13 protein-coding genes are annotated in these 15,009 nt (G+C 64.5%); 7 read left to right on the top strand and 6 right to left on the bottom strand.

Features of this window, described 5'->3' with window-relative positions:
• Window position 1: 1 nt before the first annotated feature.
• The 5 genes from G6N73_RS09835 (at window position 2) to G6N73_RS09815 (ending at window position 6,318) form a co-directional block, all read left to right on the top strand.
• Window positions 2-1,012 (top strand): SIS domain-containing protein, encoded by a 1,011-nt coding sequence (locus G6N73_RS09835; RefSeq protein ID WP_206078777.1) that lies wholly within the window; start codon window positions 2-4, stop codon window positions 1,010-1,012.
• Window positions 1,009-2,172, top strand: a complete 1,164-nt coding sequence (nagA, locus tag G6N73_RS09830; RefSeq protein ID WP_165026871.1) for an N-acetylglucosamine-6-phosphate deacetylase — start codon at window positions 1,009-1,011, stop codon at window positions 2,170-2,172. Before G6N73_RS09835 ends, nagA begins: the two co-directional genes overlap by 4 nt.
• 108 nt (window positions 2,173-2,280) lie before the next feature.
• A complete protein-coding gene (locus tag G6N73_RS09825; RefSeq protein ID WP_425484069.1) occupies window positions 2,281-3,864 on the top strand; it encodes an FGGY-family carbohydrate kinase in 1,584 nt (527 codons plus the stop codon).
• A 42-nt stretch (window positions 3,865-3,906) separates the two neighbouring features.
• Entirely contained in the window at window positions 3,907-4,731 is an 825-nt protein-coding gene (locus G6N73_RS09820) for a TolB family protein (protein ID WP_165026869.1), read from the top strand.
• Window positions 4,732-4,920: 189 nt separating this feature from the next.
• Window positions 4,921-6,318, top strand: a complete 1,398-nt coding sequence (locus G6N73_RS09815; protein WP_165026867.1) for an MATE family efflux transporter — start codon at window positions 4,921-4,923, stop codon at window positions 6,316-6,318.
• A gap of 98 nt (window positions 6,319-6,416) precedes the next feature.
• Here the strand turns inward: G6N73_RS09815 and G6N73_RS09810 are convergent, their stop codons facing one another.
• From G6N73_RS09810 to speB, 6 genes are all read right to left on the bottom strand, one after another.
• On the bottom strand, window positions 6,417-7,187 hold the full coding sequence (locus G6N73_RS09810; RefSeq protein ID WP_206078771.1) for a carbon-nitrogen hydrolase family protein: 771 nt from the start codon (window positions 7,185-7,187) through the stop codon (window positions 6,417-6,419).
• Window positions 7,187-7,990: an ABC transporter permease gene (locus G6N73_RS09805; protein ID WP_165026866.1), complete on the bottom strand. Its 804-nt coding sequence runs from the start codon at window positions 7,988-7,990 to the stop codon at window positions 7,187-7,189. The genes G6N73_RS09810 and G6N73_RS09805 overlap by 1 nt, the downstream gene beginning before the upstream one ends.
• Window positions 7,987-8,841, bottom strand: coding sequence for an ABC transporter permease (locus G6N73_RS09800; RefSeq protein ID WP_165026864.1), 855 nt, complete (start codon window positions 8,839-8,841; stop codon window positions 7,987-7,989). The genes G6N73_RS09805 and G6N73_RS09800 overlap by 4 nt, the downstream gene beginning before the upstream one ends.
• Window positions 8,838-9,875, bottom strand: a complete 1,038-nt coding sequence (locus G6N73_RS09795) for an ABC transporter ATP-binding protein (RefSeq protein ID WP_165026862.1) — start codon at window positions 9,873-9,875, stop codon at window positions 8,838-8,840. Before G6N73_RS09795 ends, G6N73_RS09800 begins: the two co-directional genes overlap by 4 nt.
• Before the next feature lie 148 nt (window positions 9,876-10,023).
• The gene (locus G6N73_RS09790; RefSeq protein ID WP_165026860.1) at window positions 10,024-11,115 is read right to left on the bottom strand and encodes an ABC transporter substrate-binding protein; all 1,092 of its coding nucleotides are present in this window, start codon (window positions 11,113-11,115) and stop codon (window positions 10,024-10,026) included.
• Between the two features lie 145 nt (window positions 11,116-11,260).
• Window positions 11,261-12,322, bottom strand: coding sequence for an agmatinase (gene speB / locus G6N73_RS09785; RefSeq protein ID WP_165026858.1), 1,062 nt, complete (start codon window positions 12,320-12,322; stop codon window positions 11,261-11,263).
• 197 nt (window positions 12,323-12,519) lie between these two features.
• On the opposite strand from speB, the gene gcvA reads away from it, so the two are divergent.
• Window positions 12,520-13,494 carry a transcriptional regulator GcvA gene (gcvA, locus tag G6N73_RS09780; protein ID WP_165026854.1) on the top strand — a complete coding sequence of 325 codons (975 nt, stop codon included), beginning with the start codon at window positions 12,520-12,522 and terminating at the stop codon, window positions 13,492-13,494.
• Window positions 13,495-13,597: 103 nt separating this feature from the next.
• Entirely contained in the window at window positions 13,598-14,905 is a 1,308-nt protein-coding gene (gene pncB / locus G6N73_RS09775) for a nicotinate phosphoribosyltransferase (RefSeq protein ID WP_165027058.1), read from the top strand.
• Window positions 14,906-15,009: the final 104 nt, after the last annotated feature.

Raw genomic sequence — 15,009 nt, 5'->3', positions numbered from 1 at the left:
TATGCGGCGAGAGATCGCCGAGATTCCCGACGCGGTGGCACGCCTGCTCGATGGCTCGAGAGAGGCGCTGGCGGAGGCGGGGCGTGGCGTACGCGACCGCAATCCCGCTTTTCTCGTAACCGTGGCGCGCGGCTCCTCCGACCACGCCGCCTCGTTCATGAAGTATGCCGTGGAACTGACTGCCGGGATTCCCGTAGCCTCCGTCGGCCCGTCGGTCGCCTCGATCTATGGCGCGAAACTCAGGCTCGCGGGGTCGGCCTGCCTGACGATCTCGCAGTCGGGCAAGAGCCCCGATATCGTCGCGATGGCCGAGAGCGCGCGCACCGCCGGCGCGCTGACCATCGCGCTCACCAACACGGCAGATTCGCCGCTGGCGTGCGCTTCGGACTACGCCATCGACATCCTGGCCGGTCCGGAGCGCAGCGTCGCGGCGACCAAGAGTTTCGTCAATTCGGCGGTCGCCGGCCTGGCGTTGATGGCGCATTGCACCGGCGACACCGCGTTGCTTGCCGCTTTGGCGGAACTGCCTGGCCATTTTCGCAAGGCGGTCGAATGCGACTGGATGGAGATTTCGGCCGCGCTGACCGGGCAGAGTTCGCTATTCATTCTCGGCCGCGGCCCGTCCTTCGCCATCGCCAGCGAAGCGGCGCTGAAATTCAAGGAAACCTGCGCCATGCATGCCGAGGCCTACAGCGCGGCCGAAGTGATGCACGGGCCGCTGGCGCTGGTGGGCCCGGGTTTTCCGGTACTGGCGCTCGCAGCTCGGGACGCTTCGGAGCCGTCCATGGTGGAAGCCGCCGGCCGATTGGCCGAAAAGGGCGCATCGGTGTTCCTGACCTCGGCGCGGGCCAGCGCCGCGAAAATGCTTCCCCATGTCGATACTGGGCATCCGCTGACGGACCCGCTGGCGCTGATCGTGTCGTTCTACGGTTTCGTCGAAGCGTTTGCGCGGCATCGCGGGCTAAATCCGGACGAGCCGCCGAACCTCAGAAAAGTGACCGAGACCATATGAGCGGGCCATTCGCCATAAGAGGCGCCACGATCTTCGACGGCGAGACCTGGCATGAACGCTCCGTCCTGCTCATCCGCGACGGGTCGGTCGAGTCGATCGTCGCGGCGGACGCGATTCCGTCCGGCATGCGCGTGGTGGAAGCCGACGGCGGCCTGCTTGCGCCGGGTTTCGTCGACGTCCAGGTCAATGGCGGCGGCGGGGTCATGTTCAACGACCGGCCCGACGCCGAGACGATCCGCACCATCTGCCGAGCGCATGCGCCGTTTGGAACCACGGCGCTGCTGCCGACACTGATCACCGACACGCCGGAAATCACCGCGCAAGCGATCGCCGCCGGGGCCGACGCAGCGCGCCAAAAGATCCCTGGTTTTCTTGGGCTGCACCTAGAAGGCCCGCATTTGTCGACCGCCCGCAAGGGCGCTCACGACCCGGCGCTGATCCGGCCGATGACGGAGGCAGACGAAGCGGCACTTGCCGCCGCGCGCTGGCAGGTGCCGGTGCTGCTGACCACCGTTGCGCCGGAATCCGTTTCAAACGATCGCATAGCCTCACTCGCTCAATCCGGAGTGATTGTAAGCCTCGGCCATTCCGACGCGACGTACCGCACGGCAGCGGCCGCGGCGGAAGCCGGCGCATCGATGGTCACGCATCTGTTCAATGCGATGAGCCAGATCGGCAACCGCGAACCGGGACTGGTCGGTGCGGCGCTCGACACCGGCGCGCTGTCGTGTGGACTGATCGCCGACGGCATCCATGTCGACCCGGCGACGATCGGCATAGCGCTGCGCGCCAAGCAAGGGTCGGGCAAGATCTTCCTCGTAACCGACGCCATGGCGACGATCGGCACGGACATGACCTCCTTTACGCTGAACGGCCGCACCATAAGGCGCGAAAGCGGACGGCTGACGCTGGAGGACGGCACACTGGCCGGCGCCGATCTCGACATGATCTCGGCCGTCCGCTTCATGCACCGGACGCTCGGGGTCGAGCTCGGCGAGGCCCTGCGCATGGCCGGGCTCTATCCAGCCGACAGTGTTGGGCAGAGCGGGCGTTACGGGCGGCTTGCGCCGGGCGCGCGCGCCGACATCGTGCATTTGTCGGATGCGCTGGACGTCGAGAGCGTGTGGAACGGCGGCGAAAGAGTGTTTGCCGCTGCCTAGCGGCGCCCGCTTGCCTCTTGCGCCGTTTCGGGCGGCCATTATGCTCGCCGTCATGGTGCAACGGTCGCGACATTCCCCAGAAGCGCAAGCGCGAAAGAGCGCCTGCTGATGGAGCGTTTCATCTGCGCCGTCGATGTCGGCACCGGCAGCGCCCGCGCCGGCATTCTGGACAAAAGCGGCGGACTGCGTGGGCGCGCCGAACACCCGATCATCATCAACCGGCCGAAGCCCGGCCATGCCGAACACGATTCGGAAGACATCTGGTCGGCGGTTTGCTTCGCGGTCCGGGCGGCACGCGAGAAGGCCGGCATCTTGGCCGGAGAGATCGCCGGCATCAGCTTCGACGCCACCTGCTCGCTGGTGCTGCGTGATTTCGATGGCGGCCAGCTTACGGTCTCGACCGGAAGCGATGATCGCTGGGACACGATCGTCTGGCTCGACCATCGCGCGCTCGAGGAAGCCGACGAATGCACCGCCACCGGCCACTGCGTGCTCGACTTCTGCGGCGGCGTGATGTCGCCCGAAATGCAGTCTCCGAAGCTGATGTGGCTGAAGCGGAACCTGCCCGAGAGCTGGGCGCGCGCCGGCTATATGTACGATCTGGCCGATTTCCTGACCTTCAAGGCTTCCGGCTCGCTTGCCCGCTCGCAATGCACGCTGACCTGCAAATGGACTTACCTCGCCCATGAGGCGGAAGGCTGGCGGCGCGATTTCCTGAAGCTCGTCGGCATCCACGATATGCTGGAGCGCGGCCGCGTGCCCAACAAAGCGAGCCCAGTCGGCGCGGATCTTGGGCCGCTGACGGCGGAAGCGGCCGAGGCGCTCGGCCTGACCGTGAACTGCCGCGTCGGCGCCGGCTTGATCGACGCCTATGCCGGCGCGCTCGGCGTGCTTGGCGGCCATGCCGGCGATCTTCAGAGCCTCGACCGGCATGTCGCGCTGATCGCCGGCACGTCGAGTTGCGTGATGGCAATGTCTGCAGAGCCGCGCCCCTTCGTCGGCGGGTGGGGGCCGTATTTCGGCGTGGCGCTGCCCGGCTGCTGGCTGAGCGAAGGCGGCCAATCGGCCACCGGCGCGCTGCTCGATCACATCATTCGCTGGCACGGCGCGGGCGGCGAACCCGACGCGGCCACTCATCGCCGGATCGCCGCACGGGTGATGGAACTGCGTGCCGGGGAGGGCCTGGACCTCGCCGGACGCCTGCATATGCTGCCGGATTTCCACGGCAACCGCTCGCCGCTCGCCGATCCGCATGCGGTAGGCGTCATCAGTGGGCTGACGCTCGACGCCTCGTTCGATAGTCTCTGCCGCCTTTACTGGCGCACCTGCGTCGGCATCGCGCTCGGCGTGCGCCATATCCTGGAGGCGCTCAACGAGAACGGCCAGCCCGTCGATACGCTGCATGTCACCGGCGGCCATGCGAAGAACCCGCTTCTGATGGAGCTTTATGCCGACGCCACGGGCTGCACGGTGATCGAGCCGCGGGCGGAGGATTCGATGCTGCTCGGTACGGGCATGGTGGCGGCCACCGCGGCCGGCCTGTTCCCGACGCTGGCGCAAGCCTGCGCGGCGATGCAGCAGGGAGGAAGGGAGCGGCAACCCAATCCCAAGGCTCGGGAACGGTTCGATCGCGATTACCGGATTTTTCTCGAGATGCACCGGCAACGACAAGTGCTCGACGCAATCAGATGATCGGACCAGTCGATCTCTATCGAGATTTCAGGGAGAAACGAGATGAAGAGCGAGATCGCGATCTTCGAGCTTGCGAGCGAGACGGTGACGACAGTGCTGAAGACGGCGGATCTCGTCGAGGCGCCGAACTGGACGCCGGACGGCGCAGCCCTGGTCGCCAACCGGAACGGAAGGCTCTATCGGATCGATCTGGCTGATCCGGACTTCGTCGAGATCGACACCGGCTTTGCCCGCAATATCAACAACGACCACGGCATTTCCCCGGATGGCGCGACGCTCGTCATAAGCGACTCCACCGAGAGCGGGTCGAGCGAGATTTATACGCTGCCCTTCGGCGGCGGAACGCCTACCCGCGTGACGGAGCAAGCGCCCGCCTACTGGCACGGCTGGTCGCCCGATGGACGCACGCTCGCCTATGTGGCCAAGCGTGGCGATACTTTTCAGATCTACACCTGCCCGATCGGAGGTGGTGCGGAGTTCCAGGTCACACGCGGCTTCGACCATTGCGACGGGCCCGACTATACGCCTGACGGAAAATGGATCTGGTTCAACGGCGAGAAGAGCGGCGCCGTCGATCTGTGGCGGGCGCGCCCGGACGGCAGCGACGTCCAGAAAATGACGGACGACGAGCGGGTCAGCTGGTTTCCGCATCCTTCGCCGGACGGCCGCCATGTGCTCTATCTCGCATATGAGCCCGGCGTCACCGGCCATCCGCGCGACAAAGACGTGGAACTCCGCCTGCTGCCGGCCGCCGGGGGCGAACCGCGAGTGCTGCTTGGCTTGTTTGGCGGTCAGGGGACGATCAACGTGCCCTGCTGGGCGCCGGACGGCCAGCGCTTCGCGTTCGTGCGATATTCTCCCGGATGACGCGTGCTGGGCGGCAGTTATTGAAGGCATAGCACTTGCCTCTGGCTCAACCATTGCTGCGCTTCGTCCCTTGCCTCTGAGGCTCGTTTCGTCCAGATACGGTCGCAAACAGGATGGCGGCTGGCGTTTTGCCGCCGGATTTGGGGCATTTGCGCATTTCGCGGATGCCAGCTTGCGGAAAGACGGACAATGACTGCGTTAGAGGCGGGCGCGAGAGCGCCTGCACATCCTTGGCGTGACGAGGTGCGGGCGATGCTTGCGCTGTCGTGGCCGATGGTGCTCACCAATCTTGGCCAAGTGGCGATGAACGCCACCGACGTCATGATGATGGGGCGGCTCGGCCCGGCGACGTTGGCTGCCGGCGCGCTCGGCTCAAACCTCTATTTCGCGCCGCTGATCTTCGGGCTCGGCCTGATGCTGGCGACTTCGCCGATGATCGCCACTGAACTCGGCCGCAAACGGCATTCGGTGCGCGACATACGCCGCACCGTGCGCCAGGGCCTGTGGCTGGCGATCCTCGTCTGCATCCCGATCTGGATTGTGCTGTGGAACACCGAGGCAATCCTCGTCTGGATGGGGCAGGAGCCGGCGCTGGCACGCGAGGCCGCGATCTACATGGTCTGGCTGCAATGGGCGGTGCTGCCTTTCTACGGCTACATAGTGCTGCGCTCCTTCATTTCGGCGCTGGAGCGGCCAGGCTGGGCGCTGATCATCGTGTTCGCGGCCGTCGCCTTCAACGTGCTCGCCAACTGGTGCCTGATGTTCGGCAATCTTGGCTTTCCGGCGTTCGGTATCGCCGGAGCGGGCATGGCGACAACGGCTTCCAGCCTGCTGATGTTTTTCGGGCTGGCGCTGGTGGTGACGCTCGAGTCGAAATTTCGCCGCTACAGGCTGTTCGGGCGATTCTGGCGCGCCGACTGGCCCCGCTTCAAGGCGCTGCTCAGGCTCGGCCTGCCCATTGCCGGCATCCTGGCGTTCGAAGTGACTATCTTCAATGCGGCCGCACTTCTGATGGGGCTGATTGACGCCGCATCGCTCGCCGCGCACGCCATTGCCATCCAGATCGCCTCGATCAGCTTCATGGTGCCGCTCGGCCTGAACCAGGCGGTGACGGTGCGCGTCGGCCTCGCCTATGGCGCCGGCAATCCGGACGGGATCAGCCGCGCCGGCTGGACCGCCTATGCGCTCGGGGTCGGTTTCATGGCACTGATGGCGCTGGTGATGATCCTATGGCCGCGTCTGCTGATAAGTGCCTTCATCGATCTTCAGGCGCCTGAAAACGCCGCGGTGATCGCGCTGGCCGTCTCGTTTCTTGCGTTTGCGGCGCTGTTCCAGATCGTTGACGGCGCGCAGGCGGTGGCGTCGGGCATGCTGCGCGGGCTGCACGACACCAAGGTGCCGATGATTTTTGCAGCGATAGGCTATTGGGGCGTGGGCCTGCCGCTCGGCGTGCTGCTCGCGTTCCAGTTCGGGCTTGCGGGCAACGGCATCTGGATCGGGCTGTCGGCGGGTTTGGCGGTAGTCGCCGTGCTGTTGCTGGCGCGCTGGCTGCGAAGGGAAGAACTGGGGCTGACGATCCGGCGGTAGGCATTTTCTTGCCGAGTCCGCGCTGCCCCTCATCCGCCTGCCGGCATGTTCTCCTTGTATCTTTCGACAAGCTCAGGACGGGGAGAAGAGGGAAGTAGTTAAACCCTGATATCCCTCAAATAAGTGTTGGCGGCGATCGAGGCGGCGTAGGCAGCGGGATCGAGTTCCGCGAAAAGCAGCGCCTCGCCGGTTTCGGGCGCTTCGGCCAGCATCGTGCCGTCGGGCGCGACGACGCCCGACAGGCCGGCATAGGAAAACAGCGCATCATTGCCGCAATGGTTGACGTAGGCGACGAAGACCTGGTTTTCGAAGGCGCGCACCGGGACCAGCTTGCGCGCGATGAATTCGGCGTGGTCGCTGACCGGCAACGCGGTCGGCGCTATGACTGCCTGCGCCCCCGCCTGCGCCAGACGGCGGACGTTTTCGGGGAATTCGACATCGTAGCAAATCAGCATTCCGAGCTTCAGGCCGCGATGCTCGACCATGCAGGCGGCAGGCTTTCCGGGCGCGAAGAGCTTGCGCTCATAGGGGCCGAAGAGATGCGACTTGCGATAGACGATGCTGCGCTGGCCGTCGGCGTAGATCGCGCTGTTGAAGACCGTTTCGCCGTCGCGCTCGGCAAAGCCGACGACGAGCGCCACGCCGGTCTCGCGCGACAGGGCGGCGAGCCTCTCGGCGAGATCGCCGTCGGCCGGCTCGGCCAGCTCAGAGATCATGTCGCCAGCGCCGTAGCCGGTGACCGCCAGTTCCGGCGCGACCAGAAGGTCGGCGCCGTTTTCGGCAGCTTCCCGCGCCGCCGTCTCAATGCGGAAAAGATTGGCCGTCCGGTCGCCGGCCACGGAGTGCATCTGGAGCGCCGCAAGCTTCATCAGTTCGCGTCCGACGACATTGCGCCGAGCAGCCGCCTGATGTCGCCGAACCTGGCGATCAGGCCGAAGACAAGTGCTGCAATCGCGACGAAGAACACCGAGACCGACGCCATGGTCGGCGTGTAGCCGTAGCGCAGCGCGTTGAAGATTTTTATCGGCAGCGTTTCCATGGTGAAACCAACGGTCATGTAGGCGACGATGTACTCGTTGAGCGACAGAACGAAAGCGAAGGCATAGCCCGAGACCAGATAGGGCAGGATGAGCGGCAGGACCACCGTTCGCAAAACCTTGCGGTCATCGGCCCCCATGGTCGCGGCGGCTTCGACCAGCGAACGGTCGATCGAGGCGAAGCCGAGAGACAAGGTGACCAGCGGCAGCGTGACGAAGAAGATCGCGTGGCTGATGACCGCCGTCCAGGGCTGGCCGTAAAAGCCTGTCGTCGCCCAGAAGGTCAGGAAGCCGAGCGCGGTGATGACCGGCGGGAGAATAAAAGGCGCGACGCCGAGGAGCTGGAAGACGTTGGCCCACGGCGCGATGCGCCGCCACAGGAACCAGGCCAGCGGCAGTGCGATGGCGACGGCAAGTGCGGCCGACGTGATCGCCAGCACCACCGAGGCGATGAGCGCCCGGCGCCATTCCGGATCGAGGAAAATCTGCGCGTACCAGGACAGCGAGAAGCCGATCGGCGGGAAGGCGAGATCCTGCTTTTCGTTGACCGAAACGCCTGCGACGACGACCAGCGGCGCGGCCAGGAATATGGCGACGGCGACGAAATAGAGCCGGCGAAGGAAAGTGTCGCTCATGCCGCTGCCTCCCGGCGTCCGATGAGAAGGGTGAGGCCGACCAGCCCCAGCGAGATCAGCACCAAGAACACCGCCATGGCTGCCGCAAACGGCGTGTTGGACTGGTAGATCGCCTGATCGGTTATGAGCACCGATAGCGTCCAGTGCTGCGGCCGGCCGAGTATCTGCGGCAGGAGGTAGGAACCAAGCGCAAAGACGAAGACCATGATGAGGGTAGCGACGATGGTGTTCCTGAGCGCCGGCGTGACGACGTTGAAGAAGGCACGGATCGGCGACGCGCCGAGCGTGCGCGCGGCTTCGAGCAAGGTCGGATCGAGCCGGACGAGCGCGGGGTAGAGCACCAGGATAGTATAGGGCAGCGCCTGGTAGACCATGCCGGTGAGCACTGCGCCGAAGCCTGGCAGCAGCGCGATCGGCTCCTGCATCAGGCCCAGCCAGACGAACAGATTGGTGATGCCCGCGGTGCGCGAAAACAGCGTCGACCAGGCAAAGCCGATGATGACTTCCGACAGCGACAGCACCGACAGCAGGCAGACCAGCCAGATCGTCTGCACGGCGCGCGGGCTCCTGGTCAGGAGGTAGGTGAAGGGAAAGGCGATGGCGACGCAGCAGACGGCGACGAGCACCGCAAGCCCGAGTGAAAAACCGAGCACGCCGCCGAAGAAAGTGGACAGGAAGCGGGCATAATTCTCGAAGACGAAATCGGGCGTGTAGAAGGCGGCCGGATCGCGCTTGAAGAACGACACCGCGATCATCGTCGAGAACGGCACGACGAAGAAAACGACCAGCATCAGGCCGGGGAAGAACAGCGGCGTGTAGTCGGCTATGGATTTTGGGGCTTCGCGTCTCATGCCTTAACCACCACGCAGGCTTCGGGCGGCAGGGTGATGCCGACGGGATCGCCGGGGGCGACGTCGACGCGTTCGCGCGGGGTGGCGACGGCTATGATGGTGGTGCCGCCGGCCTCGACGAAGGTTTCGATGGTGCCGCCGAGATCGCGCACGAAGGTGACGGTGCCGGGGATCGCGTCGGGGCCGGGCTTGCCGAGATGCACGTCCTCCGGGCGGATCGAGATCGACGCCTTGGCCGTGCCGGCGGGCAGGGCGAGGTCGGGGATGACCTGCCCGAGGACCGAGCTGCAGCCGGAACTGTCGGCGCTGATATCCAGAAGATTGGTAGAACCGATGAAATCGGCGACGAAAGCGTCGGCCGGCTTGCGGTAGATTTCGATCGGCGAGGCGGCTTGCCGGATGCGCCCCTCGCCCATGACGACGACGAGGTCGGCCATGGTCATGGCCTCGCGCTGGTCGTGGGTGACGACGAAGGTGGTGATGCCGAGCCGCTGCTGCAGTTGGCGCAGCTCGACCTGCATGGATTCACGCAGCTTGGCGTCGAGCGCCGACATCGGTTCGTCGAGCAGGAAGAGTTTCGGCGACAGAGCGAGCGCGCGTGCGATGGCGACGCGCTGGCGCTGGCCGCCGGAGAGCTTTGCCACCGGGCGATCGGCGAAGCCGGGCAGGTGGACGAGTTTTAAAAGCTCCTCGGCGCGCCTCTTCTGCTCTTCGCGCGAGGCGCCGCGGATGCGCAGCGCGTAGGAGATGTTGTCGCCGACCGAAAGATGCGGAAACAGCGCCAGCGATTGGAACACCATGCCGAGATTGCGCTTGTGGGTGGGGACAGGCGTGATGTCCTCGTCGTCTAGGACGATGGCGCCTTCGGTCGGCTCCTCGAGGCCGGCGATCATGCGCAGCAGCGTGGTCTTGCCGCAGCCGGACGGGCCGAGCAGGCAGACGAACTTGCCGTGCGGCACCGACAGATTGACGTTGTCGACCGCTTTGAAGTCGCCGAATTGTTTGGTTACGTCTTGCAGTGCCAGTCCGGACATAGCTTCACCTTTGCCGCTGAACGCGATGGGTTCGAAATCCTGCGCTAACTTTTGGCGAGGTCAGCCCTGCCCCCGCATCCGGCCCCTCGGGCCACCTTCTCCCCATTTCTTCGACAAGCTCAGAACGGGGAGAAGGAAGAAGGATGGTTTACGCCGCGACGATAAGCTCGGTCCACTTCTGGTTTATCCAGTCGGACTTGGTCGTGTAGAGGTCGTAGCGCGGCAGGATCGGCTCGATTTCCGATGACACCGCGGCGAACTCGTCCGGCGTCAGGTCGAGCACTTCCTTCTTCAGCGTCGGCGCGGTGCCGACCTTGCGCGACATCAGCCCCTGGATCGCCGGCTGGCTCATGTAGTCGATGAAGACATGTGCTTCGTCGACCTTCTTGGAGGCGCGGGTCAGGACCCAGTTGCCGGAATCCTGGATGCCGCCTTCCTTGGGGAAGGTCGAGCGCACCGGGTGGCCGTCGGCGGCGGCAAGGCCGGTGACGTCGTGGTAGTACTGGCCCATCGGGATTTCGCCCGATTTCAGCGCCTGTTCGAACTGCGCCTCGTCGCGGTACCACAGGCGGACGTTCGGCTTCAGTTCGGCCAGCTTCTCCATCGCCTTGAGAATGCCGTCCTCGGCGTCGAGCGCCTTGGTGCCGCCCATGAAGGTTTTCGCCGTCACTTCGAGCAGGAAGGAGTTGGAGGCGAGCGCTAGAAGGCCGAGCTTGTCGGCGTTGGCCGGGTCCCACATGACGGCCCACGAGTCGGGCGGGGTTGGATAGACTTTGGTGTTGGTCACCAGCGTGATGTACCAGGCCACCGCCCCGACGCCGGCGACGCGGCCATCCGGATATTTGTTGACAAATTGCGGAAGCAGATCGCCGGCGTTCTTGATCTTCGCCATGTCGATTGGCGTCCACAGTTCGGTCCCATGGCCTTTAAGCGTCGAGGTTTGCGACATCATCGAAACGTCTGCCGGAGCCTGGCCGGCCTTGGCGGCCTGTTCGAGCTGCACCAGCCACGCCTCGCCAGTCGGCTCGGCGATCGATTCCACGGCGATGCCGGTCGCCTTGGTGAACTCCGGAAAAATGTTCTCGTCGAAGGATTTCTTGAAGTAGCCGCCATAGACGCCGATCTTCAGCGACTTGTCCTGAGCGCGCAGGATCGACGGCATTGCCAGCATACCGGCGCTGGCCAAGCCGGCGCCAAGCACCGCCCGACGGCTCACTTGGCCATTCAGAATTTGTTTCATCGTTGTTCTCCTCTGTTGCCGGCTTTGCGGCTGTTCCCTTGTTTCTGGTTCATTAAATCACCGGGGCGCTTGCGCCTCAATGACAGGTAACGCGATGCCGGCGTCTCAGGCGTGGTGTTTCCGCCGGCTTTGTTTCTGCTTTATGTCAGGCTCCCTTGCCTGTGATTGCCGGGCTGAACACCATGAGGCTCAGGATCTCGAACAGCACCTGCGCGCCGGCATGGGCGGTGTTGGTCGTCGAATCGTATTGCGGCGCGACTTCCACCACGTCGCCGCCGACAAGGTTGACGCCCTTGAAGCCGCGGATGATCTCCAACACCTCGCGCGTCGTCAGACCGCCCACTTCCGGCGTGCCGGTGCCGGGCGCAAATGCCGGGTCGAGACTGTCTATGTCGAAGGACAAATATGTCGGCCCGTCGCCGACGATCTGTTTTGCGCGCTCGATGACCGCGGGGATGCCCATGCCGGAGATTTCCTCGGCGTGGATGACCGTCATGCCGGATTCGTAGGTGAACTCCCACAGATACTCGGCCGAGCCTCGAATGCCGATCTGGATGGTGCGGGTCGGATCGAGCACGCCGTCGAGCACCGCATTGCGGAACGGGCCGCCATGATGGAATTTGGTCAGGTCGTAGGCGCCGCCGGTGTCGCAATGCGCGTCGATATGGACCATGCCGACGGGGCGCTTCTTGCCGACCGCCTTTAAGATTGGATGGCTGATCGAATGGTCGCCGCCGACCGACAGCGGAATGACGCCTGCGTCGACGATCTGGTTGAAGCGGCGCTCGATGTCATCATGGGAAAGCTCGAGCCGGTAACGGCTTTGGAAGCGGACGTCGCCGATGTCGGCGACGCGCAGATCCTGGACCGGCGCGCAGTCGAGGACGTGATTGTAGGGCCCGATGCGCTCGATGGTGCGCAGCGCGCGCGGGCCGAAGCGCGAGCCGGGCCGGTTGGTGACGCCGAGGTCCATCGGCACGCCGACCATGGCGACCTGCAGGTCGCCGAAATCCGGATTGTCGTGGTCGACCGCTACATAGGGCGCGGTAAGGAAGGTCGGGATGCCGGAATAGGGCGCAAGCCGCGTGCCGCTTTCGGTGAAGATCTTGTCGGCGACGCGCCGGAATTGCGGGCTGAACAGTTCGCCGCCATGGCTCTCGCCGTATTTCTGGCGAAGCGCGTCGAGTTTTCCGCGATCGTAGCCCATTTCGGTCTCCTCTTCGTACGGACGCCCGACAACCCGCGCCGGCCATCGCTGGCCGCGTCGTGCTGTCCCCGGGCATGCCCTCCAAGTCTCTTCTTATTTTTGTGCTGTCCCGAATTGATGCGGCAGCGCAGTTGGAAAATCAATTGATATTGTTGTAGCGTCTGGTGTGAGGTTTTCTCACAGCTGGACCAATATGGATGCCTGCCAAGCGCCTGCCGCCGCTTAACCCTTTGCGCGCCTTCGAGGCGACTGCCAGGCATGGCTCGCTCACCAAGGCGGCGGGCGAGCTCAACGTCACCCATGGCGCGATCAGCCACCAGATCCGCGCGCTGGAGCAATCGCTCAATGTGAAACTCTTTGACCGCGCGGGGCAAAAGCTGAAGCTGTCGCCGCACGGCGCCGAGCTTTTGCCGGCGGTGTCGAGCGCGTTTGACGGCATCGCCGCCGCCACCCAGCGCATGACGCGGCCATGCAGCTCCGGCGCGCTGTCGGTAAGCTGCGTGCCGGCGCTGCTGTCGCTATGGCTGATCCCCAGGCTCGGCAGCTTCACCGCGCAATATCCCGACATCAGGCTGAAGCTCATCGGCTCCAATGACGCAGCCGATATCCGCTCGCCCGACATCGATGTCTGCGTGCATTACGGCGACGGAAGCTGGACAGATTGCTGGCTGAAGAAGTGGTCGGATTTGGAGCTGTTTCCGGTGGTCAGCCCGACGCTCATCAACAACCGGCCGATCCGCACTGTTCGCGACCTCGCGGACCATGTCATGCTGCACGCCGATGACGGGCGCGAATGGCACACCTGGCTCGCCGCCGCCGACGCGCTCGATCTCACCCGGGGGCAGCGCCACCACATGAGCGACGCGCATCTGGCGATCGGGGCGGCGATCCACGGTCATGGCGTCGCGCTCGGCGATAGCGTCACCGCCAGCGGCCTGCTCGCCAAGGGACAGTTGGTAACGCCGTTCAACCTTTCGGTGCCGGCCGTCGACGCTTTCTATGTGGTGTGCCGCAACGAGGTGAAATCGGCTCCGATCGCCCAGGTGTTCATCGACTGGCTGTTTGCCGAACGGGACCAGTCGGCCGTCGGCGCGGATGCGGCGGTCGCCGGCCAGATCGCGATCCGCCGACGCCGCTCGCCGCAGAAGCAGGGCGCGGCTGCCGCAGGATAGGCCGGCAGGGTTGCATTTTTGTCGGTCCAGCGCTGCAATCCGAAAGCGCGGCGGCATTTTCAGTGCTATAGGCGCTGTCTGGCAAATCGGGAAGGCGCAAATGGTGGCACGGACGGACATAGCGCGGCGCGTCTACAACCACACCTGGAAGCTCGATCCGATCGTGCGCAGCCTGCTCGACACAGATTTCTACAAGCTGCTGATGCTGCAGATGATCTGGGGCATGTATCCCAAGGTCGACGCCACCTTCTCGCTGATAAATCGCGCGACCTCGGTCAGGCTGGCCGACGAGATCGACGAGCAGGAACTGCGTGCCCAACTCGACCATGTCCGTACACTGCGCTTCACCAAGAAGGAAATGATCTGGCTGGGCGGCAACACTTTTTATGGCCGCAAGCAGATATTCGAGCCGGAATTCCTGGCCTGGCTCGAAGATTTCCAGCTTCCCGAATACGAGCTGCACAAGCGCGACGGGCAGTTCGAGCTCGAATTCCACGGGCCGTGGATGTATACGACGATGTGGGAGATACCCGCGCTCGCCATCATCAACGAATTGCGCTCGCGCGCGGCGATGAAGGCCTTCGGACCGTTCGCTCTGGACGTGCTCTATGCCCGCGCGAAAGCAAAAATGTGGGCCAAGACCGAGCGGCTGAAGAAGCTGCCCGGCATCCGCATCTCGGATTTCGGCACGCGCCGGCGACACAGTTTTCTCTGGCAGCGCTGGTGTGTCGAGGCGCTGAAGGAAGGCATAGGCGAGGCCTTCATGGGCACCAGCAACGTCAAGCTCGCCATGGATACCGACCTCGAGGCGCTCGGCACCAATGCACACGAACTGCCGATGGTGCTGGCGGCGCTCGCCGACAACGAGGCGGAGCTGAGGAAGGCGCCCTATAAAGTGCTGCGGGACTGGCAGCGCTACTATGGCGGCAATCTCCTGATCGTGCTGCCCGATGCATTCGGCACTGCAGCCTTCCTACGCGATGCGCCCGACTGGGTGGCCGACTGGACCGGCTTTCGCCCCGACAGCGCCCCGCCGATCGAGGGTGGCGAGCGCATCATCGAGTGGTGGCGCGAGAAGGGGAAGGACCCGCGCAGCAAGCTTCTGATCTTCTCCGATGGGCTGGAGGTCGACACGATCATCGAGACCTACAAGCATTTCGAGGGCAAGGTGCGCATGTCCTTCGGCTGGGGCACCAACCTGACGAATGATTTCGAGGGTTGCGCGCCATATGATGAAACGGACGGGCTAAAAGCCATCTCGCTCGTCTGCAAGGTGACTGAGGCGAACGGCCGTCCGGCCGTCAAGCTGGCGGACAATCCGGCCAAGGCCACCGGCGATCCGCGCGAGATCAAGCGCTACCTCCGGATATTCGGCGAGAAAGATCGGGTGGAGCAGTTGGTGAAGGTTTGACGGGGCGGTGCAGGAGTTGCCGCATTACGTCACGGTGGCAATAGGAAAATCTTGATAGCTTGAGTTCCTTCGCGCCCCCCTCTGTCCTGCCGGACATCTCCCCC

The organism is Allomesorhizobium camelthorni, from assembly GCF_011045125.1.
GTDB lineage: Bacteria > Pseudomonadota > Alphaproteobacteria > Rhizobiales > Rhizobiaceae > Allomesorhizobium > Allomesorhizobium camelthorni.
The sequence above is the reverse complement of the archived record's forward strand: the minus strand, read 5'-3'. Positions and strand labels throughout refer to the sequence as shown.

Excerpts from the sequence above, each read along its gene's own strand:
- G6N73_RS09835 (WP_206078777.1), top strand. The coding sequence starts at position 2 with ATGCGGCGAGAGATCGCCGAGATTCCCGACGCGGTGGCACGCCTGCTC.
- nagA (WP_165026871.1), top strand. The coding sequence starts at position 1,009 with ATGAGCGGGCCATTCGCCATAAGAGGCGCCACGATCTTCGACGGCGAG.
- G6N73_RS09825 (WP_425484069.1), top strand. The coding sequence starts at position 2,281 with ATGGAGCGTTTCATCTGCGCCGTCGATGTCGGCACCGGCAGCGCCCGC.
- G6N73_RS09820 (WP_165026869.1), top strand. The coding sequence starts at position 3,907 with ATGAAGAGCGAGATCGCGATCTTCGAGCTTGCGAGCGAGACGGTGACG.
- G6N73_RS09815 (WP_165026867.1), top strand. The coding sequence starts at position 4,921 with ATGACTGCGTTAGAGGCGGGCGCGAGAGCGCCTGCACATCCTTGGCGT.
- G6N73_RS09810 (WP_206078771.1), bottom strand. The coding sequence starts at position 7,187 with ATGAAGCTTGCGGCGCTCCAGATGCACTCCGTGGCCGGCGACCGGACG.
- G6N73_RS09805 (WP_165026866.1), bottom strand. The coding sequence starts at position 7,990 with ATGAGCGACACTTTCCTTCGCCGGCTCTATTTCGTCGCCGTCGCCATA.
- G6N73_RS09800 (WP_165026864.1), bottom strand. The coding sequence starts at position 8,841 with ATGAGACGCGAAGCCCCAAAATCCATAGCCGACTACACGCCGCTGTTC.
- G6N73_RS09795 (WP_165026862.1), bottom strand. The coding sequence starts at position 9,875 with ATGTCCGGACTGGCACTGCAAGACGTAACCAAACAATTCGGCGACTTC.
- G6N73_RS09790 (WP_165026860.1), bottom strand. The coding sequence starts at position 11,115 with ATGAAACAAATTCTGAATGGCCAAGTGAGCCGTCGGGCGGTGCTTGGC.
- speB (WP_165026858.1), bottom strand. The coding sequence starts at position 12,322 with ATGGGCTACGATCGCGGAAAACTCGACGCGCTTCGCCAGAAATACGGC.
- gcvA (WP_165026854.1), top strand. The coding sequence starts at position 12,520 with ATGCCTGCCAAGCGCCTGCCGCCGCTTAACCCTTTGCGCGCCTTCGAG.